Origin of the sequence: Brevibacterium yomogidense, assembly GCF_900163715.1 — a bacterium.
GTDB lineage: Bacteria > Actinomycetota > Actinomycetes > Actinomycetales > Brevibacteriaceae > Brevibacterium > Brevibacterium yomogidense_A.
Map to the genome: position 1 here is coordinate 59,515 of NZ_FWFF01000017.1, position 22,359 is coordinate 81,873.

Sequence of the window (22,359 nt, forward strand, 5' to 3'; positions counted from 1 at the left end):
CCCACATCTAGCAGCCCCACATCTAGCAGCCCCACATCCAGCAGCCCAGCATCCGCCGAGTGAGTGCAATCCGGCCCCAGAAGCGTGATCCGGGGGCCGGATTGCACTCACTCGATCCCGCGTGGGCAGAATCGTTCGGGCTGGATCGCCGGGGGCCAGATCGTGCGGGCCAGATCGTTCGGGCCGCATCGCCGGGGCCGGATGTGGGCCTCGCCCTCGATGACTGCTGGGCGCAACTCGGGATAGATACGGACCCCACTCGCGATCGAGTGCGCAACATCCGCACGATTCGCCGCCCGAATCTGTGCGGATTGTGAGCATTCGGCCCCGCGGCGCTTCTCAGGCGGCGATGCTCGTCTTCAGATCTTCGTCAGTCGAACTCGCCGCGTTCGCGGCGTTCGCGACGCTGCTGCTGCTCGACGTCGTCTGCAATGCGCTGGAGGAAGTCCGGATCGTCGTCCGGTGCCGGGGGCCCGGCCGTCTTGCGTCCGCCGAAGCCGCCGTCCGCGCGCTTGCGGCCGATGAGGAACCACAGCGCCGCTCCGATGACCGGGAGCAGGAGGATCACCAGGATCCAGCCCCACTTCGGCAGCGCGGCGATCCTGTCCCGTGGGCGCGCAGCGCAGTCGAACACGCTGTAGAGCATGATGGCCACGACCAACACGATTCCGACGACGATTCCCCTTGCCATGGCGTCAATCTTAGTCGACTCAGGACCTCTTGGTGCGGAGGGTTCGCACAGTTCGATCCGCAATCCGGAGCACACTTCCCAGCGCAGTCCGCACTGCGATCCCCAGTGCGATCCCCAGTGCGATTCCCCGTGCCATCCCCACTGCAGTACCCATCGCCGCCTCTGTCCCAGTTCCGGCGAACGTCCGCCTCCGCGCGGCACCGCTGTTCGAGAGCCTGAGACGACCTGAGAGGAGGGGGACGACGCGATCACTACACTGGAGCATCATGCGTTCCTTCCTCGTGTACAACCTCGCCCGCCTCGCCATGCTCGTGGGCTGCGTCCTCGTCGTCTGGACGATCTGGGGTCGAACCCTCGTGGGCACGGTCGTGGGGATCGTGATCTCCGCGCTGCTGAGCTTCCTCGTGCTGGCGCCGCTGCGCAACAGGTCCGCGGAGGAGCTCATCGACGGCATGCAGCGCCGCCGCGAGGAGAAGGCTCAGAAGAAGGGCCGCGACGAGACGGACGAGGACCGCAGCATCGACGACGCGTGAGGCTCGTGCAGCCCGCGCGTCCGTGATCGCCGGTTCAGAGGGCGATGCCCAGGGCAAGCAGGAATGAGAAGGCCAGAGCGGTCAGCGACGTGGCCTTGATCGTGGGGATCAGGTCGGCACCCGTGGCTCCCGACAGGACCAGCTTCACCGGCTGCACCACGAGCACCAGCGAGAGCACCGCGATGACGCTCGCAGGATGCCCGTCGACGATGGGCCCCATGAGCATCACGAACGGCGCGGCCACGAACACGGTGTAGACCGCCCGCGACATGGAATCGCCCAGGAGGACGGCGAGCGTCGTCTTCCCGACCTCGCGGTCCGTGGGGATGTCCCTGATGTTGTTGGCCATGAGCACGCCGCACGCGAAGAGGCCGATCGCGATCGCACCGCTCACCGCCGACAGGGTCACGCCGCCGGCGATCGATGCGGCAGTGCCCAGTGTGGCGACCAGGCCGAAGAAGGTGAAGACGAAGAGCTCGCCCATCGCCATGTAGCCGTAGGGGCGCTTGCCGCCGGTGTAGTACCAGGCAGCCAGGACCGCCGCGGCTCCGACAGGGATGAGCCACCACTGGCTGGAGACGAGCACGAGCACAAGGCCCGCGACCCCCGCCACACCGAAGCAGATGAATGCCGCGCGCTTCACCGTCTCCGGTTCCGCCGCTCCGGTCGCTGTGAGCCGCATGGGGCCCACGCGCACGTCGTCGGTGCCGCGGATGCCGTCGGAGTAGTCGTTCGCATAGTTCGACCCGATCTGCAGGCCGAGCGACACGATGAGTGCCAGCAGGGTGCGCAGGAGGACGGCGGTGATGTTGACGGTCTGCTGCTCGCCCGGCCCCGTCGAGCCGAGGATGATCGTCGCGAAGCCTCCCAGCGCACCCAGGCCGGCGCCGGCCCCGATGAGGACGGGAGCGATCGCCAGTGGGAGCGTACGCATTCGCGCGCCCTCGACCCACTCGCCGAACGTCGCCATCCGCACCTCCCCTTCCTCTCGAACCTTCCGTATCCTACCCATCCACGGGCGGAGCGGCCTCGCCGAGGGTCCGTGCCGCCGCACGATCCGGTTTTCCGATCGACTTGACCGGCAGCGCATCCACCTCGACCGCGAATCGGGGGACCCTCGGCCCGGCGATCCCCCGCGAGCGCAGTCCCGTCTTCAGAGTCTCCAGCACCGCATCCGGTACGGGAACGGGACGCTGAGCACGGCCCCCTGCAGCGTCCGAACCGTGCGATCCCCCTGAACCGTCCGAACCGACCGAACCGACCGAACCGACCGAACCCCCAGACCCAGCAGATCCCTCCGAGCCCGTCGAAACCGACGAACCCGTCGCCCGCGCGATGTCGGGCACGAGTAGCGCGACGAGCACCTCGCCCCATTCCTCGTCTGCCCGGGCGGTCACGAGGACCTCCGCATACCCCAGCGGCTCCGCCAGGGGGAGCAGCGCGGTCTCGACCTCGTGGGGCGAGACGTTCTCGCCACCGGTGACGATCACATCGTCGGCGCGTCCCAGCACGTCGATGCGGGGACGCTCGCCCGCACCTTCGGCGGGCTGCCGGGAACCGTCGCCGAGGCGCCCATCGGTCGCACTGTCATCCCACCGGCCGAGGTCGCTCGTCACGAGCACTCGCTGCGGACCCTCGCCGTGGAATCCGCCGGCGAGAGGAAGGTCCGCGGCACGGTCCAGGTCGGCTGGACCGTCGACTCGACAGTCTGTGCGGCAGTCAGTCCGACCGTCGGCCGGACTGTCAGCCTGACCCTCCAGCGGGGCCGGCGGGTGGGGGATCGCAGTCAGGGAGATCGGATCCTCGTCGACTCGCACGTAGCCGTCTGCGAGGACGGGGCCCGCCAGCACGATGCGGCCGTCGCCGGCGATCCGGACATCGACCTCGGGGAAGGGGAGGCCGTCGTAGACGCATCCGCCGGCCGTCTCGCTCATGCCGTACGTGCGCACGATCGGCACACCGGCATCCGCCGCGCGCTCGAGCAGGCGCGGTGAGATCGACGCGCCGCCCAGCAGCACGGCGGAGGTGCGGGCGAGCACCTGGGCGGATTTCGGCGACTGCAGGACCCGGGTGAGCTGGGTGGGGACGAGCGAGGTGTAGACGGGAGCGTCTCCCGCGGCTCGCAGCGTCTGCGCGAGGTCGTCGGCGAACCGCTGCGGGTCGAACGCGGGGGCTCCCGCCGGCGCGGGCGATGCCACGGTGGGCGGCGCCCCCGCGAGCAGCGCGCGCAGCACCACCTGGAGTCCCGCGATGTGGTTGACGGGAAGGCACAGGTGCCAGCGGCCCGGCCCGGACAGCAGGTCCTCGGTCGCACGGGCCGATGCCACGAGCGCGTCGCGACCCAGTGCGACGCCCTTGGGCGTCCCGGTGGATCCCGAGGTGAACAGGACCAGCGACGGCGCCGGACGCGGCGTGCCCGCCAGATCGTACGCCGCGGGTCCGAACGTGCGGAGCGCTCCGCTGCGTTCGCGGGGCAGCAGGATCCCGGGCCCGCCGGCCAGCATCTCCGCGACTGCAGAGACAGTGCTGTGCGTGGTCATCGGCTCAGCAGCACCGATCGGCTCAGTAGTACCAGGGGAAGGGCGACCAGTCGGGGTCCCGCTTCTGGAGGAAGGCGTCGCGGCCCTCGACCGCTTCGTCCGTCATGTATCCCAGCCGGGTCGCCTCGCCCGCGAACACCTGCTGGCCCACCAGCCCGTCGTCGACCAGGTTGAAGGCGAACTTCAGCATGCGCTGCGCGTTGGGGGACTTGCTCAGGATCTCGCGGGCGACGTCCAGTGCGGTCGACTCGAGCTCTGCGTGGTCGGCGACGATGTTCACCGCACCCATGCGCTCCATGTCCTCTGCGGAGTACTCGCGGCCCAGGAAGAAGATCTCCCGCGCCTTCTTCTGCCCGACCATCTTCGCGAGGTAGGCGGAGCCGTAGCCGGCGTCGTACGACCCGACGTCGGAGTCCGTCTGCTTGAAGCGCGCGTGCTCGCGGGACGCGATCGTCAAGTCGCAGACCACGTGCAGCGAGTGGCCGCCGCCCGCCGCCCAGCCGGGCACGACCGCGACGACGACCTTGGGCATCGTGCGGATGAGGCGCTGCACTTCGAGGATGTGGAGTCGCCCGGCGCGAGCGGGATCGATCGTCTCCGCGGTCTCGCCGTCTGCGTACTGGTAGCCGGACCGGCCGCGGATCCGCTGATCGCCGCCGGAGCAGAACGCCCAGCCGCCGTCCTTCGCGCTGGGACCGTTGCCGGTCAGCAGCACGGCACCCACGTCCGGGGTCTGGCGGGCGTGGTCGAGCGCGCGGTAGAGCTCGTCGACCGTATGGGGACGGAACGCGTTGCGGATCTCAGGGCGGTCGAACGCGATGCGCACGCAGCCGATGTCCGCACCGTCCGCATCGATCGCGCGGTGGTAGGTGATGTCTGTGAAGTCGAAGCCGACGACTTCGCGCCACGCTGTCGGGTCGAAGATGTCGGAGACCTGTGTATCGCTCATGTCCGCCAGCATATCGGCCGGTTGGGCCCCACCCTCGGCGCAGGATCCCGCAGGCGCTCCGCCACACTCCCGCAGAGTCGTTGGGGACGCGCGGCACGGTTGGCGCTGCCCCGGGGGCGTGGCCGTATCGTGGCCCGTATGCTCATCAGCCCGGAGGTCCGCACAGTCCTCGACCACACGGCACGCCCGGACGACCTGTTCGAACGCGTCGTCCCGGTCGCGCTGCCCATGGTGACGCGATTCCGGGGCATCACGGTGCGGGAGACGTGCCTCGTGAAGGGACCCGCGGGGTGGGCGGAGTTCGCCCCGTTCACGGAGTACGACGTGCCGGAGGCATCCCGCTGGCTGCTCGCCGCAGTGGAATCGGCCGCACTCCCGTACCCCTCGCCCCTGCGCGACGGCGTGCGCGTCAACGCGACCATCCCCGTCGTCCCCGCGCATCGCGTGCCGGCTGTGGCGGCCCGCTACCCGGGCGTGCGCGCGGTGAAGATCAAGATCGCGGAGAGAGGCATCGAGTCACTGGAGGATGACATCGCCCGAGTCGCGGCGGTGCGGCGGGCGCTGCCCGAAGCCGCGGTGCGCTGCGATGCGAACGGCGCCTACACGCACGACGAGGCGAAGACCGCACTCACGGCACTGGCGCGGACGGGGCCGCTCCAGTACGTCGAGCAGCCGGTGCCCGACGTCGACGGCCTCGCCCGCCTGCGGGAGTGGATCTCCATCGCCCGCCTGCCGGTGCCGATCGCGGCCGACGAATCGATACGCAAGGTGTCCGACCCGCTGAGCGTCGCTGCGCGGGGCGCGGCGGACGTCATCGTCGTGAAGGCCCAGCCGCTGGGCGGGATCCGTGCCGCGGCGTCGATCATCGAGGCGGCGGGGCTGCCCGCCGTGGTGTCGTCCGCCCTGGAATCGAGCGTGGGCCTCGCTGCGGGAGCCGCACTCGCCGCACACCTTCCGCTGTCCCGGGAGGCCGAAGGCCTCCTGGGCTCCGAGCCAGCCGCGGGGCTGGGCACCGCGGCCCTGTTCGCCGGAGACGTAGCAGCTCCTGCGCTGCTGCCCCAGGACGGGAGCCTGCCGCTGGGACGAGTCGATCCCGACGAGGACCTGCTCGCCGCACACGCAGCGGGCCCCGAGCGCGCCCGGTTCTGGACCGAACGGCTCGAGGCCTGCTGGAAGCACGTCACGCGAGGAGAGGACTCCGGGCGCGCGGGCTGATCACCCGCGCCGGATCAGGGCAGCGCCGCCACCATGTCAGCCGCGGTCGTGCTCATGTCTTCGATGCTGGCACCGTCGACACCCGCGCCCGAGGTCCCGGTGACAGTGAGGACGGCCGATCCCTTGAGTGCCTGGATCGAGGTCGTCGTCATGGACTGTCCCGCGACGTCCATCTCCACCTCGGTCGCGAAGACCGCGTCCGCACCCTCGACCTCTGCGTCGATCTCCGTCGTCGAGGTCGCGAGCTCCATGTCCTGCATCGTCACCGTGATGTCGCTGCAGGTGCCCAGGGAGTCGGAGTTCGTCTCCATTGCTGCCAGAGCGTCATCTGCGGACGGGTAGCCGAGCGCGCCTCCGATGCTGGAGGCGGACGACTCCGCAGGGAGGCCGGTGACGACCGTCGTATCCGCTTCTTCTGCGGCGGTGAGTGCGGCATTCATGAAGACCTCGCACTCCGCGGGCTCCACCGTGATATCGCCCATCGCCCCTGCGGCACCGCTCAGCGCCTCGGCGTCGGCGACCTCGGCGGTGAACCCACCGGCCTCGACCGCGGCGATGAGGTCCTCTTCGCTAGCCGGCTCGGCCTCGGCGGGAGCCTCTTCGGCTGCGGCCTCGTCAGCCGATTCCTCCGCGCCGCCCTGCTCCTCGGCAGCGGTGTCGGTGCCCGCGGCCTCGTCCGATCCGCCGCCGCAGCCTGAGAGCACGAGCCCCGCTCCCACACACGCACTCACGACTGCCAGACGCACTGTCGACTTCTTCATACCCACTCCTCGGAATCCGGGACGCTTCGCTTCCCGTTGTGTTCGTACGGGATAAATGTACGGGGCGACGCGGACGGTCGACGCACGGCCGTGTGCCAGATCGGGCACACGGAGCCCGGGAGCGGGTTCGGAGGCGGGGCAGGAAGCGGCGCCGCAGGCGCTGCCTCAGTCTGCGAGCAGTGCGCGCACGCGGGGGATGACCTCCGTGCCGTAGAGCTCGATCGAGCGCATGAGCTGCTCGTGGGGCATCGGGCCGTTCGCGTACTTGAGATCGAAGCGGTCGAGTCCCAGGGTGCGCACGGCGTGCGCGATCTTCGCAGCGACCGTGTCGGGTGAGCCGACGTAGAGCGCGCCCTCCTCGACCTCTTCGGTGAACTCGCGCTCGCCCGCGGGGCCCCAGCCCCGCTCGCGGCCGATCCGGTTGCGGTTCGCGATCCAGTGCTCGCGCAGGTGGTCCCGCGCCTCGGCGTCCGTCTCCGCGATGTGTCCGGGGGAGTGCACGCCGATCGGGGCCTGCGGCTGCTCGAGCTGGTCGTTCGCCCGCCGGTAGAGGTCTGCGAACGGGGCGAAGCGGTCGACCGGCCCGCCGATCACGGCGAGCATGAGGGGGATGCGGTACGTCGCCGCGCGGATGACGGACTCCGGGCTGCCGCCCACCGCGATCCACGTCTTCAGACCGTCGTGCGTGGGCGGGTACACCCGCTGATTGCGCAGCGGGGCCCGATGGCGGCCCTCCCAGGTGACCGGCTCCTCGGTCAGCAGGTGGGAGAAGAGGTCCAGCTTCTCCTCGAAGAGCTCCTCGTACTGCCGCAGGTCGAAGCCGAAGAGAGGGAAGGACTCGGTGAAGGACCCGCGGCCCAGGATGACCTCGGCGCGGCCGGAGGAGATCGCGTCGATCGTCGAGAACCGCTGGAAGACGCGGATGGGGTCATCGGAGCTCAGGACCGTCACCGCAGAGCCCATCCTGATCCGCTGCGTCCGCGCTGCGATCGCGGCCAGGACGATGTCCGGCGCAGACACCGCGAAGTCGTCCCTGTGGTGCTCGCCCACCCCGATGAAATCGACGCCCACGGAGTCCGCGAGCACTGCCTGGTCGACGATGTTCCTGATCACCTGGTGGTGCGGCAGGGACGTGCCGTTCTCATCGACGGTGACGTCGCCGAACGTGTCGAGTCCGAGCTCCGGGCTCGCTGTGCTGGGCGTCGTGCCCGGTGTCGTGTCATGCGCGGCGCTGGTCATGGCGTCCTCCTCCTGTCGGCGGAGTGCAGCACCCGACGACGGTTAAAACTTCAAGTTCTCGAGGGGTGAACCAGCGGGAGCTCTGTTCTGTTCCCGGACCACGGGACTGGTGGGGACCTCGGCGGCGGTGGTGTTCTCCTGCATCGCCCCACCCATCTGCGCCGTCGACGTCCCGTCGGAGACGTGTGCGGCGATGGCGACGCGGGTGACCGCGTCGGCGCCGAACTCGCGGAAGTGGCGCGTGCGGCGGCCCGGGATGATCGGATCGTGCATGGCGCCGGCCATCCGACCGGTGATCTCCAAACGGCCGTCCGCGTCCGCGCGCAGCGTGTAGGAGGTGTCCGTGAGCGGCGAGGAGACAGTGACCCGATACTTCTCGCCCGGGTGGAAGACGTCTGCTGTCCGCACGCGGAACGTGCCGGATCCCGTGAGGGTGAATCCCTGACCGCTCACGTCGCGGAACTGCGTGAGCTGAGCGCGTCGCCGGGAGAGCGACACGGTCCAGCCGTGGACGGAGAAGGCCGGTTCGCCGGTCACGTGGTCGAAGGAGGCTCCGTCCGCGTACGGATCGTCCACGGCGTCCGGGGACGCGTCGATGTGGGCGAGCCATTCGGCGAGCTCGCGCCGCCACAGCGCCCAGTTGTGGACTCCGGTGGGGCGCGGGCACCAGACGTGGGGGATGCCGAGGCGCTCCAGCGCGGAGTGGAAGCGAGCGCCGTGCGCCGCGACCTCGGTCTCCAGCAGGTCGACCGCGTCCTCCGTGTCCGGGTCCGGAGTGCCCGATCCGGCGGAGAACCAGAGATCCGTGTGGCGGAGGTTCGTGGCGAGCGCGACGGGGGAGTTCGCATCCCACTCCGCGCGGTCGTGCTTGGGATCGCCGAACAGCGATCGCGCCGCCCCGCCCTGGCGCAGGGCGATGATGTCGAACAGCGGTACGGCCGAGGCCGGGTCCAGTGGGGAGGAGAAGGCTGCGGCCGCCGCGAACCGGTCGGGGTGCAGGGCCGCGTACTTCATCGCCCCGTATCCGCCCATGGACAGGCCGGCGATCGCGGAGTCGATGCGGTCGGGTCGCACGGAGAACGTGTCCGCGATGAAGGAGGAGAGCTCCTCGAGGTGGAACGCAGGCCAGTCGAGCACCTCGTCGTCACTGTCGACGCGGGTGCCCCGACCGGTGTCGCGCGTGCCGTGGACCGCGTGGCGGCTGTAGCTGGCGGCGCCGGCGTCGGGCATGACGACGAGGTGGGGAGAGTCCGCGGTGAGCGCCTCCGCGTCTCCGAAGTCCGTCCAGCTGCGGAAGTCATCGCCGGATCCGTGGAGCAGCCACAGGACCGGTGCGGACTCCGATGGGCGTCCCGGCAGGAGCACGCGCACACCGACGGTCCGGCCCAGCGCGGGGGAGAACACGAAGAACTCGCGCAGCCGTGAGGTGAGCTTCCGCTTGTCGCGGACGTGGAAGTGCCGTGCGGCCTCGCCCGTGGGCTCCGGACCCAGGAACGCGGTCGACTGATCCCTGCCGGGGAACGCGCCGGTGCGGCGGCGCAGCACGGTGAGCGCCCGTACGGCGCGGGCGCCGACGGACAGCTTGAGTGCGGCGGGGATCATCGGGTCTCCTTGCAGGGGTGGTGCGCACGGGTGCGCGCCCGCTCCCTTAGCAGGGGTGCGGGTGGCGGTTCGGTGGCGAGTATATGGCCGGAAGGTGAACGCGCAAGTCAGGTTGGGAAGCGGGCAGCGCGCGGATTGGGGAGCGGGCAGCGCGCGGAGGGCCGTGAGCGGTCGTGGGAGAATCGCCGGGTGAATGCCTCGACCGTCTCCGCCCGCCGTCTGGTGCGCGCACTGCTGGTCTCCGGTGTGCGCGACGTCGTCCTGTCCCCGGGCTCCCGCTCCGCGCCGCTGGTCTACGCGTTCGCGGACGCGGAGGCGGAGTGCGCGGAGTCTGCGGAGTGGACGGAGTCCTCGCCGCGCGAAGCCCGCCCGCTGCGCCTCCACGTCCGCATCGACGAGCGGGACGCGGCGTTCACAGCGCTGGGCATAGCGAAGGCCGGCAGACTCACAGGGGTGCACCGGCCCGTCGCGGTCGTGACGACGTCCGGGTCCGCCGTGGGCAACCTCCATCCCGCGGTCATGGAAGCCGCGCACGCGCACCTGCCGCTCGTGCTCGTGACCGCCGATCGTCCCGCTCGACTGCGCGGCACGGGCGCCAATCAGACGCTCGACGCCCAGCACGAGGCGCTGCCCGAGGTCGTCGCCGCATGGGACCTCCCCGTCCCCGCGGACGGGGAGGAGGCTGATGGGGCCGACTTCACCTGGGCGACCGCCGCCGAGGCCGCCGTCACCCGCGCCTGCACGTCGCCGGGCGGGCCGGTCCAGCTCAATGCGCAGTTCGACGCGCCCCTCGTCCCCGACCCGGATGCGGCGGGCGAGCCGGTGCTCGTGTCCCCGGCCGCGGAGCGCGGAGCTGCTGCATTCGACCAGGGCGAGGGAGCAGTTGCACTCGGCCAGGGCGGGGGCGCAGTTGCACTCGGCCAGGGCGGGGGCGCAGCCGCACCCGGCCAGAGTGGGGGCGCCGACGGTTCCGGTGCTCGTGCGGAGGTCGCCTCGGGAGACGCCGGCCCCGCAGGCGGTACCGCACCGTGGAGCACGATCCGCGACGTGCTCGCGGACCCGCAGTCACGACCGGTGATCGTCGCGGGAGACGACCTGGGCTTCGCCACCCGCACCCTCGCAGACCTCGCCGCGGAGTTCTGCGTCCCCGTCTTCGCGGAGCCGTCGTCGGCGCTCGCCTCGCATCCGTGCACCCTCCCGGCGCACGCGCAGCTGCTGGGCGGTTCGGCATCTGCAGACGTGCGCGCGCGCATCACCCACGTCATCGTGACCGGCCGTCCGACCCTGTCGCGCCCCGTCGCACAGCTGATCGGACGCGACGATCTGGAGAGGATCACCGTCCCGTACGACGCCGATGGGCTCGCGGACACGGTGTCCGAACTCGGCACGCGCGCTGCTGAGCACGCTCCCATGCGCGCTGCTGAGGACGCTGCTGCGCACGGTGCTGAGGACGGCGCTGCGGACGGTGCGGGGACCGGTTCGTGGTGGGCCGACTGGGCGGCGCTCGCCTCCGGGCCGGTGAACGACTCGAAGGATCCCACCGATGCGGCGGTGCTCGCACTGCTGGAACGGCCCGGCGTCCTCGTCGCGGCGAGCTCCAACACCATCCGGCACCTCGCGCGTCTCCAGCGGCCGCATCATCCTGCCCGCGTCGTGGCCTCGCGCGGACTGGCCGGGATCGACGGGCTGGTGGCGACGGCCTCGGGAGTGGCACTGGGACTCGAGGACCAGGGTGCCCCTGAGGACCAGCGCACCACTGAGGACCACGGCGCGATCGAGGACCAGGGCGGCCACGAGGAACCCGTGCGGCTGCTCATCGGCGACCTCGCGGCCCTGCACGATCTGGGCGGGTTCGTCGTGCCGACCCACGAGCGCCGGCCGCGTCTGCAGACGGTCGTCCTCCACGACGACGGAGGTGCGATCTTCGCGGGCCTCGAGCACTCGCAGCCGCACGTGGCGTCCCGCTTCGACCGCTTCTTCGGCACGCCGCACGGCACGAGCCTCGCGGAGGCGGCCCGGGCCCTGGGCATGAGCGCGTACACCGCGGACCTGCGGACGGGTCAGAGCGAGTCCGGCGAGGCAGGGGCGACGGTTCAGACTGAGCCCGGTCGCGGCACGGCGGCCCCGGCGGGGTTCCGCGAGTTCCTCGACAGCGGCGCTCCGGGGCTCTTCGAGATCCGGCTGCCGAGCGTTCGGGCCTGAACTGCGTGCGGGCGTCTCCGCCCGCTCAGCCCAACGGCGTCGGATCCTGGTCGATGACCCGCTCCAGCAGGACCCGCAGCTGCGCGCGTTCGTCCGGAGAGAGCCCGCCCGTGAGGATGGGCTCCAGTGCCTCGACTCGCGGCAGGAGCTCGTGCAGCGTCTCCTGGCCCGACGGGGTGAGGGTGACGACCTTGCGGCGCGCATCGCCCGGATCGGCGGTGCGGACGACGTGTCCTCGTGCCTCCATCCGGCGGACCAGGTCTGTGATGGTCGCGCGATCCAGACCCAGTTCGCCGCCCAGCCCCGCCTGACTCATGCCGGGCGCGCGCGCCAGCACGGAGAGGGTCGCGAACTGGACGCTCGTCACGCCGGTCGACACGTGCCGCGTCCACGCCGCCACATGCGCCTGCTGTGCGCGTCGCAGCAGGTGGCCCGTGAAGTGCTGCGGGGACGGGACGAGAGCCGTCATCGTCCGGCAGGCACAGGTAGCGCCGAGGCGTCGAAGACGGAGTCGAAGAGCGCGGCGAGGTCGGCGGTCGCGTCGAGCGGCAGGACGGACGCGACGTACTGGTCGGGACGCACGACCACGACCGCGCCCGACTGCGGGTCGATCCCGCGCTCCGCATAGATGTCCGTGCCGGAATGCGTGCAGGAGGAGAAGACCTTCTCCAAGTCGGTGAGGCCCAGTGCCCCGCTCGAGGGGCGGAGCACCTCCGGCAGTGCGGGCAGTGCGATCTCCGTGTGGGGTCGCTGGAGCACGGCTCTCACATCGATGCGCGCGTCCAGGTCCTCGCCGGGCAGGCGATGCCGGTTGACGGGGGAGCCGGGGTCCTCGCCGAGCCAGTCGACGAACGCGTCGAACCGCTGCTCGCCGGCGTCGGCGAACGCGTAGACGCGCCAGCGTCCGTCTGCGGTCGCCGCATGGCCGAGCTGCATCTCCTTGGCATCTGCGGCCCGGTGCACGGGCGCGGAATGGAACCGGAAGCCCACCGGGAAGCCCGCGGCGACGTGCTGGTGCTCCTCTCCGCCCGTGAGATGCGTGGACCGTGCGGGGTAGGAGGTCGCGACGCCGGCGGTGTACCGGCCGTGCTGGACGAAGTAGTCGCTGAGCTCCGCCGCCGTGACGCCCCCGCGCTCCGGATGATCCGGGTCCGCAGGAGCCGCCGCCATCATCGCGGACCACTCCTTGTCGAAGTCGATGAGCTCCTGGGCGACCGGGCGCCGCTCCGCGTCGTACGTGTGCAGGAGCGCGTGGTCGGACCGGCCCTCCAGCACCGCCGCGAGCTTCCACCCCAGGTTGAAGGCGTCCTGCATCGACACGTTCATGCCCTGGCCCGCCTTCGCGGAGTGCGTGTGGCACGCATCCCCGGCGATGAAGACGCGGGGCAGCGACGCGTCATCGTCGCCGGCACGCACGTCGCGGTCGGCCACGTCGTCGAAGCCGTCCGCGATCCGCTGCGCGACCTCGTAGACGGAGAACCACACCGTCTCCTTGACCTCGAGGGTGTAGGGCGCGAGGACCGTGCGGGCGACCTCGACGACCTCGTCGGCGCTCATGGAGCGCAGCGCCGGGCGGTTCTCGTCGGTCACCGTGCCGAGGTCCACGTAGAGGCGGGCCAGGTAGCCGCCCTCGCGGGGGATGAGGAGGATGCTGCCGGTCTCCGACTGGATGGCGCTCTTGAAGCGGATGTCGGGGAAGTCGGTGTCGAGGAGGATGTCCATGACGCCCCATGCGTGGTTCGCCCGATCACCCGCGAGCGTCCTGCCGATCGCTGCGCGCACGCCGGACCGTGCGCCGTCGCAGCCGACGACGAACCGTGCGCGCACCATCGATTCCGCGCCGGTCTCCATGTCCTCGAGGGTGACGCTGACCGGGTGGGTCGGATGATCCGTGTGCTCCAGGCCCGTGAAGGCCGTGCCGTAGTCCGGCTCGAGGCGTGCGGGTGCGTTGTGCGCGGCGGTGAGGAGGTGGTCGTGGATGCGCGCCTGATTCATGATGAGGTGGGGCATCTCGCTCAGCCCGTCCTCGACATCGCGGGTCCGGCTGGTGTGCATGATGGTGCCGGGCCGTTCGGCATCCGGGCGCCAGAACGTCGTCTCGTTGACCCAGTAGGCCTCCTCGAGGAGGGAATGGGCGAACCCGAAGGCCTGGAACATCTCGACGGAGCGGCATGCCACGCCGTCGGCCTGGCCCAGGGTGAGCGGTCCTTCCCGCCGTTCGACGACGCGCGTGCGGATGCCGGGGTGCCGCGCCAGCTGCGCCGCGAGGACCAGTCCGGCGGGGCCGGTGCCCACGATGAGGACGTCGACGTCCTCGGACGCTCCGGCGACCGTGTCGTCGGGGTCCTGCACCGCGGGGGCGACTGCGGGGTCACCGGAGTGGTAGCCATCGCGGTAGTACTGCATCGGAGCTTCTTCGGTCCTGCGTTCTCCCGCCGGTGTGCTCCGGGGCGGATCACGATCCGCGGTGCGGATCACGACGGGGTGGTGGTGGTCTCGGCGAGCATAACGTTCGTACCCCAACGGTTTCAAGGTGGCCGACCTCGGACGGGGGACGGCGACCTCGGGCTCGGGGCAGTGCCCTCGAGTCAGGACAGCGACCTCGGGCCCGGGACGGACAGCGCGGCCCCCGGACAGCTGCCTCGGGCACAGGACTGCGGGGGAGCTCAGTGCGAGGTGTCCGGGCTCCAGTCGACGCCCAGCGCGCTCCGCATGGGTGCGAACTTCGCGTCCGTCTCGCGGCGCTCGGATTCGGGCTCGGAATCCGGCATGATGCCGGCGCCGGCGAACAGACGGATCCGATTGCGCTCCTCGAGCTGACCGCACCGCAGAGCGATGCCGAACTGCCCGTTCCCGTAGCCGTCGACCCAGCCGACGGGTCCGGCGTAGCGGCCCCGGTCCATCTCCTCGAACTGGCTGATGAGGTCCATCGCGCGTGCACGGGGGGTGCCGCCCACCGCGGCTGTGGGGTGCACGGCGTGGGCGACCTCGAACGGGCTGATCCGTGATCCGTCCGCGCGGGTCGACAGCCGGCCGTGCGCGTCGGAGGCCAGGTGGATCACGTTCGCGAGCTGCAGGAGATGCGGCTCCGGATCCACATGGAGCTCCTCCGTCACCGGCCCAAGCGTGCTCGCGAGAGAATCGATCGCGTACGAGTGCTCGACGGAGTCCTTGCGGCCTCCCAGGTGCGCACGCGCACGGGCGACCTCCTTCTCCGGATCGTCCTGGACCCGGTACGTCCCGGCGAGCACCCGCGAGTGGACCGCGCCGTCCTCGACTCCGATGAGCAGCTCCGGGGTCGCGCCCACCAGCCCCGCGACGAGGAACGTCCAGGTGCTCGGGAACTCGGCGTTGAGCCGACCCAGGACCGTCCGGACGTCGATGTCGTCCTCGGCGGTGATGACTTCGTCCCGGGCGAGGACGATCTTGCGCTCGCCGGCCTCCGGGCTGCGCAGGCGCGATGCCGCCAGCGCGACGATCTCCTCGAAGCGTTCGGGGCTCACATGCCCCGGCGCCCGCGAGACGATCCGCTGGTCGCGCAGTGGAGTGGGCGTGAGCTGGAGTCCGGCGATGAGCTCATCGGACTGCGCGGCCGGCTGCGTGGGGTCCTCGTCGCCGCCCACGTGCGTGAGCCAGACGCGTCCGTCGCGTCTGCCGAGGATGTACTCCGGCACGTCGATCACGGAGTCCACGCCGGAATCCGCGGCGAACGCGATCGCGGAGAAGCCCACGAGGCCGGATCCCATGAGGGCCACGCGATCGTCGACCTCCGCGGCTGCGACCAGCTCATCCCACTGCCGTGCGAGGTCGTGGAACCGGTCCTCCCCGCGGGCGCGCAGACGCAGCCGTCGTCCGATCCCCACGAGCCCGGATCGTCCGCGCACCCAGCACGCGAACCCGGAGGTCGGCAGCTGCGTCAGGAAGTCCAGGGAGCTGGTGGGGATGTTCCCGGCGAACGGCGGGGGCGCATCGGGCGTGAGGCCGTCGACGAACCATGACCGGACGGTCAGCCGGGGCGTGGAAGCGGACGGAGCGGAGGTATGGGGCACGGTCCCACGATACTGAAGCCGCGGGAGATCGGAGCTGGGAGGGACCGGAGCTGGGAGGGACCGGAGCTGCGAGGGACCGGAGTCGCGAGGCTGAAGCCGCACGAGGCTGAAGCAGCGCTCCACAGGGACAGGGCGCTCGACGGATTCGCACCCGGCTCACGGGTGGGGGAGACTGGTGTGCATGAATCGCGCCCAGCTCGACAAGGATCCCGGCGACGTCGCGTCGATGTTCGACGACGTTGCAGATCGGTACGACCTCATGAACGACGTGCTCTCGCTGGGGCAGACCCGCCGCTGGCGCCGCATCGTCGCCGAGGCCGTCGATGCGCAGCCCGGTGAGAAGGTGCTCGACCTGGCCGCCGGGACCGGGACGAGCTCCGTCCCCTTCGCCCAGGCGGGCGCGGACGTCATCGCCGGCGACATCTCCGAGGGGATGCTCGACGTGGGGCGCGCACGGAACCCCGGGATCCGCTTCATGTACGCGGATGCGCTGGACCTGCCCTTCGCCGACGGGGAGTTCGACGTCGTCACCATCAGCTTCGGGTTCCGGAACGTGAACGATCCCACGCGTGCGCTCGCCCAGATGCAGCGCGTGCTGAAGCCCGGCGGCCGCCTCGTCATCTGTGAGTTCTCGCGGCCGGTGTTCGGTCCCTTCGACACCGTCTACCGCGAATACCTCATGCGTGCGTTCCCGCCGGTCGCGCGGCTCATCAGCTCGAACCCCGCATCGTACGAATACCTCGCGGAATCGATCCGGGCGTGGCCGGGCCAGGACGGTCTCGCCCGCGTCATCGCGGATGCCGGGTTCGACCGCGTCCAGTACCGCAACCTCTCCGGGGGGATCGTCGCCATCCATCGCGCCATCCGCCCGGCGGACGCGTGAGCGCAGCGCAGGACCCCCGCACGACGATGCAGGACACTCGGCCCGTCGACTCCCAGCCTCAGGACTCCCAGCCTCAGGACCCCCAGCCGCAGGACTCCCAGCCGCAGGACCCCGATCCCCTCGACTCCCATCCCCTCGATGCCCGGGTGATCGACGCGGACGTCGTCGTCGTGGGCGCCGGTCCCGCAGGTGCGGCGACCGCCGCGCACCTCGCCCGCGCGGGCCTCGACGTCGCGGTGCTCGAGAAGTCGTCGTTCCCGCGCGACAAGATCTGCGGTGACGCGCTCACCCCGCGGGCCGTCCGTGAACTGGGGCACCTGGGCGTGGACACGCGCCCGGAGGACGGATGGCATCGCAACCGCGGTCTGCGGCTGATCGGCGGCGGGCACCGCATGGAGATCGACTGGCCCGGCGGCGGGGGCTTCCCCGACTACGGCCTCACGAAGACGCGCATGGGCCTCGACGAGACCCTGGCGCGCCACGCGCAGCGTCAGGGCGCACGGCTCTACGAGCAGGTGGCGGCGACGGAGCCGGTCATCGGGTCCGACGGCTGGCTCACCGGGGTCCGCGCGACCGGCACGGATCAGCGCGGTCGGAAGGTCGGTCCGGAGGCGTACTTCCGCGCACCGCTCGTCGTCGCCTGCGACGGCGTCTCCTCACGCGTCTCCGTCGCCCACGGCGTCGAGAAGCGCGATGACCGCCCGATGGGGGTGGCCGTCCGCACGTACCACTCCTCGCCGCGCCACGATGACGGCTACCTCGAGAGCTGGTTGGAGCTGCGCGAATCCGGCGGCGACCCCATGCCCGGGTACGGGTGGCTGTTCCCGCTGGGCGACGGCACCGTGAACGTGGGACTCGGGATCCTCGACACCTCCCCGCACTTCGGCACCGTCAACTACCGCACCGTGCTCGATGAGTGGCTCGCGGCGATGGGCCACGAATGGTCGATCGACGAATCCACGCAGCTGGAGCGGGTCCGCTCCGCAGCGCTGCCCATGGCGTTCAACCGCACGCCGCACTTCCGCGACGGCCTCATGCTCGTGGGGGACTCCGCCGGCATGGTGAGCCCCTTCAACGGGGAGGGGATCGACTACGCGCTGGAGAGCGCGCGGATCGCCGCGGACGTGATCGTCACCCACCACCGGATGCCTCAGCACCGCAGGCGCGTCGCGATGCAGGAGTACCCTGAGATCGTCCGCGATCGGTTCGGCGGGTACTTCACCCTGGGACGGGTCTTCGCGGACCTCATCGGCCGGCCCGGGCTCATGAGCCTCGGGATCAAGTACGGTATGGGAGTCGACGCGCTCATGGCCTTCGCGGTGAGGCTGATGGGCAACATCCACAGCGAGGGGAGTGACGCGGACTCCATGGATCGTGTCATCACCGCACTCACCCGCTCCGTCCCCGCGACGACGAACAGCTGAGGGGAAGGACGACCGAGCCCGGTGAGTGCGATACTGACTGCGACGTCTGAGACCATGAGGAAGATGAACGAGCCGATGACTCCCGATACTGCGGGCACCCTGTCCCGTCCGCCGGCTGGGCCGTTCGCCGCGGCCGATTCCGCGCTGGCGATGGACCTGGCGACCCGCCTCGAGCGTGTCGAGGCGCGGCTCACGGAGGCCGCCGCGCAGTCCGACCGGCTGCCGCACGAAGCCTCCCACCATCTGATGCGCGCGGGCGGCAAGCGCGTGCGCCCCCTGCTCGTCCTCCTCGCCGCCGAACTGGGCGACGGGACGCGGTCCGACGTGCTCGATGCGGCCGCCGCCGTCGAACTCATCCACTTGGCGACGCTCTACCACGACGACGTCATGGACGACGCCCCCGTGCGCCGCGGAGCGCCCAGCGCCCACGAGGTGTGGGGCAACTCCGTCGCCATCCTCACCGGCGACCTCCTCTTCGCCCGCGCCTCGCTGCTGTCGGCCGGCCTGGGTCCCGACGCGGTCCGCCTGCAGGCGACGACGTTCGAGCGGCTGGTCCTGGGACAGCTCTCGGAGTTCACCGGTCCGCGACCGGAGGACGACCCCATCGACCACTACATCCGCGTGCTGTCGGACAAGACCGGCTCGCTCATCGCGGCGGCCGGTGAGTTCGGCATCCGCTTCTCCGGCGCATCGGACGCTCTCGTCGACCCGATCCGGGCCTACGGCGAGAAGGTCGGCGTCGCCTTCCAGCTGGCCGACGACATCATCGACCTCACCTCCGATGCGGAGACGTCCGGCAAGACTCCGGGGACGGACCTGCGCGAGGGCGTTCCGACCCTGCCCGTCCTGTATGCGCGCCGTGCGGCTGCCGCTGGAGATGCATCCGCCGCCGAGGTCGTCGCCCTGCTGGACGCGGATCTCACCTCTGACGAGGCTCTGGAGGCCGCGCGCTCCGCGCTCGCGGCACACCCGGTCACGGACCAGGCGAGGGCCGAGGCCCGCCGCTGGTCGGAGGACGCGATCACCGCGCTCGCGGTGCTGCCTGCCGGCGACGTGCGCGATGGCTTCGAGGCGTTCGCCCGGCAGGTCGTCGAACGCACCTCCTGACGACGGGCCGGCGTCAGGACTGTCGCCAGCACTGTCGAGTCGATCAGCGCCTGCGTGAGGTGCGCACCATGTCGGTGATGAAGAGTGCGCACGCGACCCAGATGATCGCGAAGCCCGCCCAGCGGGCCGGTGACATCTCTTCGCCCAGCAGCCAGACGCCCGTCACGAACTGCATCGACGGGGTGATGAACTGCAGCATGCCCACCCAGCTCAGCGGGATCCGTCGCGCCGCGGCGCTGAACAGCAGCAGGGGCAGGGCGGTCGCCGGACCCAGCAGCAGCATGAAGACGAAGTGCCAGGAGCCCTGGGTCGTGAAGGTGTCCGTGTCCGCCGCCAGGGTCCAGCCGATGAAGGCTGCGGCCGGGACCGTCAGGATCAGCGTCTCGACCGTCAGCCCGCCCAGCGCGCCGACGGTGGCGCCGACCCTGTTCTTCAGCAGCCCGTAGCCCGCGAAGGTGAAGGCGACCAGCAGGCCCAGCCAGGGGACGGAGCCGTATCCGATCGAGATGACCAGGACCGCGACGGCCGCGACCCCGACCGCCGTCCACTGCAGGGGACGCAGCCTCTCCCGCAGGAAGACGACGCCCAGCAGGATCGTGATGAGCGGGTTGATGTAGTAGCCCAGCGAGACCTCGACGACGCGTCCCAGCTCCACCCCCAGCAGGAACCCCAGCCAGTTGATCGCGATGAGCACGCTCGCGGCGAGGAGCGTGACAGTGGTCCGCGGGCTCCGGAGGATCCGCCACACGAGCGGATACCCCCGGGTCAGTGCGAGGAGGAGCGCGCAGAAGAGCAGGCACCAGACGATCCTGTGGGAGAGGATCTCGAGGCTGCCCGCGGGGGCCAGCGAGTCGAAGTAGAGGGGGAGGAAGCCCCAGAGGAGGTAGGCGGTCGTTCCGTTGACCAGTCCTGCACGGCGCCTGGCCGTCTCATCTGCGGGCAGGCCGGAGGGTTCGGGGGTCTGCGTCACGTCCCCACTCTAGTGATGCCTGTGAGTTCCCGAACAAGTGCCGTATGTGTGAGCAGGGTCGCGGTGGGGGCAGGTGAGGTAGCACTAAGATGGACGGTCGGTACTCGTCAGTCGTGGTGGTCGCAGACGCCTCCACCCGCGAAAGGTGTGTGAACAGTGAGTCGAGCTCTTCGTGTTGCGATCGTAGGAGCGGGACCGGCCGGAATCTATGCGGCGGACCTGCTCACCAAGGCCGAACGCGACTTCGAGCTCAGCATCGATCTCTTCGAGCGGCTGCCCGTCCCGTTCGGCCTCGTCCGCTACGGCGTGGCTCCGGACCACCCGCGGATCAAGGGCATCCAGAAGGCCCTCATCAAGGTGCTGGACCGCGGCGACGTGCGGCTCATCGGCAACGTCGACTTCGGGACCGACCTCACGCTCGAGGACCTGCGCCGGCACTACGACGCGGTGATCTTCTCGACCGGCTCGTTCGACGACGCCCGGCTGGACCTCCCCGGTGTGGATCTGCCGCGCTCGTACGGCGCCGCGGACTTCGTCAACTGGTACGACGCGCATCCGGACGTGTCTCAGGAGTGGCCGCTCGACGCGGAGCGCGTCGGAGTCATCGGCAATGGGAACGTCGCCCTGGACGTCGCCCGCGTGCTCGCGAAGCAGGCCGACGACATGCTGAGCACTGAGATCCCGGATCACGTCTATCAGGGCCTGAAGGACTCCAGGGTCACGGACGTGCATGTGTTCGGTCGCCGCGGGCCCGCGCAGACGAAGTTCACCCCGCTGGAGCTGCGGGAGCTGGGCCTCGTCAAGGACGTGGACATCGTCGTGTACCCGGAGGACTACGAGTTCGACGAGGCCTCGATGGCCGCGATCCACAGCAACAACCAGACGAAGCAGGTCACGAAGACGCTCACGGACTTCACCCTGCGCGAGCCGACGGGCGCGCCTCGGCGTCTGCACCTCCACTTCCTCCATGCGCCCGTCGAGGTCCTGGGCGACGAGGAGACAGGCGTGACGGGCCTGCGGACGGAGCGCCAGCAGCTGGACGGGAACGGCGGGGTCGTCGGCACCGGCACGCTGCACGACTGGGACCTCGATGCCGTCTACCGTGCTGTGGGCTACTTCGGCTCGCCGCTGACGGACATCCCGTTCGACGCCGACAAGGGCGTCATCACGAACGTCGAGGGGCGAGTCCACGAGGGCACCTCGCAGGCGACCGCAGCAGAGACTCCCGTGATCGACGGCCTCTACGCGACCGGATGGATCAAGCGCGGGCCCGTCGGACTCATCGGCCACACGAAGGGCGATGCGCTCCAGACGATCACCCACCTCATCGAGGATCGCGAGGCCGGCCGGCTGCCGCAGCCTGAGGAACCGTCGGAGGACGCCATCACAGCGCTCCTGGACGCGCGCGGAGTCGACTATGCGGACTGGGACGGGTTCCATCGCCTGGAGACCGCTGAGAAGGCGCTGGGCGAGCCGCAGGGCCGTGAGCGCGTCAAGATCCCCACGCGTGTCGGGATGCTCGAGCACTCGCGCCGGCAGGCCTGAGCCTCCCCTCCAGCGCGCAGGAGCACCGCGTAGAAGCACTCCGTAGGAGCACTGCACTGGAGCACAGCACAGGAGCACTGCACAGCACAGAAGCGGCGGCCGCACCCATCGGGTGCGACCGCCGCTTCTGTGCGTGTGACGCGAGGCGTCAGGAGATCGGCGTGCCGTCCTCGTTGAGAGCGGGGTAGACACCGTTCTCGTCGTGGACCTCACGGCCCGTGACGGGCGGGTTGAAGGTGCAGATCATCCGCATCTCGTGCTCGGTCCGCACCGTGTGCTTGTCGTGCTTGTCGAGGAGGTACAGCGTGCCGTCGCGCAGCTCGTGGACCTCTCCGGTCTCCTCATCCGTGATGGTCCCGGAGCCGCCGACGCAGTACACGGCCTCGATGTGGTTCTGGTAGTGGAACGTCGAGGTGGTTCCTGCGTAGAGGGTCGTCTCGTGGAACGAGAAGCCGACGCCCTCGCGCGCCAGCACCATGCGGCGGCTGCGCCAGTTGTCGCTGACGATGTCGCGCTCGGTGCCGTTGAGGTCATCGATGTTCACAACGTACATGGGATCACTCCTGAAGATCGTGGTGTGAGCGGTGCTCGGGGAACGAGCAGCCGTTCCGGCAGTGTGCCACCCCGGACTGACGGGCGGTGGTCTCCG

At 70.5% G+C, this 22,359-nt stretch carries 19 protein-coding genes; 7 read left to right on the forward strand and 12 right to left on the reverse strand.

The annotated features are described in order from the left end of the window. Positions 1 to 370 precede the first annotated feature (370 nt). Positions 371 to 691: a PLD nuclease N-terminal domain-containing protein gene (locus FM105_RS09200; protein ID WP_087007537.1), complete on the reverse strand. Its 321-nt coding sequence runs from the start codon at positions 689 to 691 to the stop codon at positions 371 to 373. Between the two features lie 266 nt (positions 692 to 957). Between FM105_RS09200 and FM105_RS09205 the strand changes: the two genes are divergently transcribed. Beyond that, the gene (locus FM105_RS09205; RefSeq protein ID WP_087007539.1) at positions 958 to 1,224 is read left to right on the forward strand and encodes a DUF4229 domain-containing protein; all 267 of its coding nucleotides are present in this window, start codon (positions 958 to 960) and stop codon (positions 1,222 to 1,224) included. Between the two features lie 34 nt (positions 1,225 to 1,258). On the opposite strand, the gene FM105_RS09210 is transcribed toward FM105_RS09205, so the two are convergent. From FM105_RS09210 to FM105_RS09220, 3 genes are read right to left on the reverse strand one after another with little or no spacing between them, the layout of a single operon-like run. Further along, the gene (locus FM105_RS09210; protein WP_087007541.1) at positions 1,259 to 2,194 is read right to left on the reverse strand and encodes a 1,4-dihydroxy-2-naphthoate polyprenyltransferase; all 936 of its coding nucleotides are present in this window, start codon (positions 2,192 to 2,194) and stop codon (positions 1,259 to 1,261) included. A gap of 34 nt (positions 2,195 to 2,228) precedes the next feature. Then, positions 2,229 to 3,764 (reverse strand): AMP-binding protein, encoded by a 1,536-nt coding sequence (locus tag FM105_RS09215; protein WP_087007543.1) that lies wholly within the window; start codon positions 3,762 to 3,764, stop codon positions 2,229 to 2,231. 22 nt (positions 3,765 to 3,786) lie between these two features. Beyond that, positions 3,787 to 4,713 carry a 1,4-dihydroxy-2-naphthoyl-CoA synthase gene (locus tag FM105_RS09220; protein ID WP_087008360.1) on the reverse strand — a complete coding sequence of 309 codons (927 nt, stop codon included), beginning with the start codon at positions 4,711 to 4,713 and terminating at the stop codon, positions 3,787 to 3,789. Between the two features lie 138 nt (positions 4,714 to 4,851). On the opposite strand from FM105_RS09220, the gene FM105_RS09225 reads away from it, so the two are divergent. Then, positions 4,852 to 5,928, forward strand: a complete 1,077-nt coding sequence (locus tag FM105_RS09225) for an o-succinylbenzoate synthase (protein WP_087007546.1) — start codon at positions 4,852 to 4,854, stop codon at positions 5,926 to 5,928. A gap of 14 nt (positions 5,929 to 5,942) precedes the next feature. On the opposite strand, the gene FM105_RS09230 is transcribed toward FM105_RS09225, so the two are convergent. From FM105_RS09230 to FM105_RS09240, 3 genes are all read right to left on the reverse strand, one after another. Further along, positions 5,943 to 6,689 carry a hypothetical protein gene (locus FM105_RS09230; protein ID WP_087007548.1) on the reverse strand — a complete coding sequence of 249 codons (747 nt, stop codon included), beginning with the start codon at positions 6,687 to 6,689 and terminating at the stop codon, positions 5,943 to 5,945. Between the two features lie 165 nt (positions 6,690 to 6,854). Next, positions 6,855 to 7,928, reverse strand: coding sequence for an LLM class flavin-dependent oxidoreductase (locus FM105_RS09235; RefSeq protein WP_087007550.1), 1,074 nt, complete (start codon positions 7,926 to 7,928; stop codon positions 6,855 to 6,857). 42 nt (positions 7,929 to 7,970) lie between these two features. After that, positions 7,971 to 9,530, reverse strand: coding sequence for an alpha/beta hydrolase (locus FM105_RS09240; protein WP_087007551.1), 1,560 nt, complete (start codon positions 9,528 to 9,530; stop codon positions 7,971 to 7,973). Positions 9,531 to 9,719: 189 nt separating this feature from the next. On the opposite strand from FM105_RS09240, the gene FM105_RS09245 reads away from it, so the two are divergent. Next, complete coding sequence (locus tag FM105_RS09245; RefSeq protein WP_256970319.1) at positions 9,720 to 11,732, forward strand: thiamine pyrophosphate-binding protein; 2,013 nt, start codon at positions 9,720 to 9,722, stop codon at positions 11,730 to 11,732. 25 nt (positions 11,733 to 11,757) lie between these two features. Here FM105_RS09245 and FM105_RS09250 read toward each other — a convergent pair whose 3' ends face one another. From FM105_RS09250 to FM105_RS09260, 3 genes are all read right to left on the reverse strand, one after another. Further along, complete coding sequence (locus tag FM105_RS09250; RefSeq protein WP_087007553.1) at positions 11,758 to 12,201, reverse strand: MarR family winged helix-turn-helix transcriptional regulator; 444 nt, start codon at positions 12,199 to 12,201, stop codon at positions 11,758 to 11,760. Beyond that, on the reverse strand, positions 12,198 to 14,138 hold the full coding sequence (locus tag FM105_RS09255) for an FAD-dependent monooxygenase (RefSeq protein WP_087007555.1): 1,941 nt from the start codon (positions 14,136 to 14,138) through the stop codon (positions 12,198 to 12,200). Before FM105_RS09255 ends, FM105_RS09250 begins: the two co-directional genes overlap by 4 nt. A 260-nt stretch (positions 14,139 to 14,398) precedes the next feature. Then, the gene (locus tag FM105_RS09260; RefSeq protein WP_179207136.1) at positions 14,399 to 15,781 is read right to left on the reverse strand and encodes an isochorismate synthase; all 1,383 of its coding nucleotides are present in this window, start codon (positions 15,779 to 15,781) and stop codon (positions 14,399 to 14,401) included. Positions 15,782 to 15,962: 181 nt separating this feature from the next. Here FM105_RS09260 and FM105_RS09265 point away from each other — a divergent pair, with 181 nt between their 5' ends. The 3 genes from FM105_RS09265 to FM105_RS09275 all read left to right on the forward strand — a co-directional run bounded on the left by FM105_RS09265 (position 15,963) and on the right by FM105_RS09275 (position 19,195). Further along, positions 15,963 to 16,664, forward strand: coding sequence for a demethylmenaquinone methyltransferase (locus tag FM105_RS09265; protein ID WP_087007557.1), 702 nt, complete (start codon positions 15,963 to 15,965; stop codon positions 16,662 to 16,664). Then, complete coding sequence (locus FM105_RS09270; protein WP_256970320.1) at positions 16,661 to 18,088, forward strand: geranylgeranyl reductase family protein; 1,428 nt, start codon at positions 16,661 to 16,663, stop codon at positions 18,086 to 18,088. The genes FM105_RS09265 and FM105_RS09270 overlap by 4 nt, the downstream gene beginning before the upstream one ends. Positions 18,089 to 18,163: 75 nt before the next feature. Next, on the forward strand, positions 18,164 to 19,195 hold the full coding sequence (locus FM105_RS09275) for a polyprenyl synthetase family protein (protein WP_256970321.1): 1,032 nt from the start codon (positions 18,164 to 18,166) through the stop codon (positions 19,193 to 19,195). Positions 19,196 to 19,238: 43 nt separating this feature from the next. Here FM105_RS09275 and rarD read toward each other — a convergent pair whose 3' ends face one another. After that, a complete protein-coding gene (rarD, locus tag FM105_RS09280) occupies positions 19,239 to 20,165 on the reverse strand; it encodes an EamA family transporter RarD (RefSeq protein WP_087007562.1) in 927 nt (308 codons plus the stop codon). 156 nt (positions 20,166 to 20,321) lie between these two features. Here rarD and FM105_RS09285 point away from each other — a divergent pair, with 156 nt between their 5' ends. Next, positions 20,322 to 21,710, forward strand: coding sequence for an FAD-dependent oxidoreductase (locus FM105_RS09285; protein WP_087007564.1), 1,389 nt, complete (start codon positions 20,322 to 20,324; stop codon positions 21,708 to 21,710). Between the two features lie 148 nt (positions 21,711 to 21,858). Here FM105_RS09285 and FM105_RS09290 read toward each other — a convergent pair whose 3' ends face one another. Then, positions 21,859 to 22,263 (reverse strand): ectoine synthase, encoded by a 405-nt coding sequence (locus tag FM105_RS09290; protein WP_087007566.1) that lies wholly within the window; start codon positions 22,261 to 22,263, stop codon positions 21,859 to 21,861. Between the last annotated feature and the right edge of the window lie 96 nt (positions 22,264 to 22,359).

What these genes read in the sequence shown, in the direction of transcription:
- FM105_RS09200 (WP_087007537.1), bottom strand. Translation starts at nt 691, where the DNA reads ATGGCAAGGGGAATCGTCGTCGGAATCGTGTTGGTCGTGGCCATCATG.
- FM105_RS09205 (WP_087007539.1), top strand. Translation starts at nt 958, where the DNA reads ATGCGTTCCTTCCTCGTGTACAACCTCGCCCGCCTCGCCATGCTCGTG.
- FM105_RS09210 (WP_087007541.1), bottom strand. Translation starts at nt 2,194, where the DNA reads ATGGCGACGTTCGGCGAGTGGGTCGAGGGCGCGCGAATGCGTACGCTC.
- FM105_RS09215 (WP_087007543.1), bottom strand. Translation starts at nt 3,764, where the DNA reads ATGACCACGCACAGCACTGTCTCTGCAGTCGCGGAGATGCTGGCCGGC.
- FM105_RS09220 (WP_087008360.1), bottom strand. Translation starts at nt 4,713, where the DNA reads ATGAGCGATACACAGGTCTCCGACATCTTCGACCCGACAGCGTGGCGC.
- FM105_RS09225 (WP_087007546.1), top strand. Translation starts at nt 4,852, where the DNA reads ATGCTCATCAGCCCGGAGGTCCGCACAGTCCTCGACCACACGGCACGC.
- FM105_RS09230 (WP_087007548.1), bottom strand. Translation starts at nt 6,689, where the DNA reads ATGAAGAAGTCGACAGTGCGTCTGGCAGTCGTGAGTGCGTGTGTGGGA.
- FM105_RS09235 (WP_087007550.1), bottom strand. Translation starts at nt 7,928, where the DNA reads ATGACCAGCGCCGCGCATGACACGACACCGGGCACGACGCCCAGCACA.
- FM105_RS09240 (WP_087007551.1), bottom strand. Translation starts at nt 9,530, where the DNA reads ATGATCCCCGCCGCACTCAAGCTGTCCGTCGGCGCCCGCGCCGTACGG.
- FM105_RS09250 (WP_087007553.1), bottom strand. Translation starts at nt 12,201, where the DNA reads ATGACGGCTCTCGTCCCGTCCCCGCAGCACTTCACGGGCCACCTGCTG.
- FM105_RS09255 (WP_087007555.1), bottom strand. Translation starts at nt 14,138, where the DNA reads ATGCAGTACTACCGCGATGGCTACCACTCCGGTGACCCCGCAGTCGCC.
- FM105_RS09265 (WP_087007557.1), top strand. Translation starts at nt 15,963, where the DNA reads ATGAATCGCGCCCAGCTCGACAAGGATCCCGGCGACGTCGCGTCGATG.
- FM105_RS09275 (WP_256970321.1), top strand. Translation starts at nt 18,164, where the DNA reads ATGACTCCCGATACTGCGGGCACCCTGTCCCGTCCGCCGGCTGGGCCG.
- FM105_RS09290 (WP_087007566.1), bottom strand. Translation starts at nt 22,263, where the DNA reads ATGTACGTTGTGAACATCGATGACCTCAACGGCACCGAGCGCGACATC.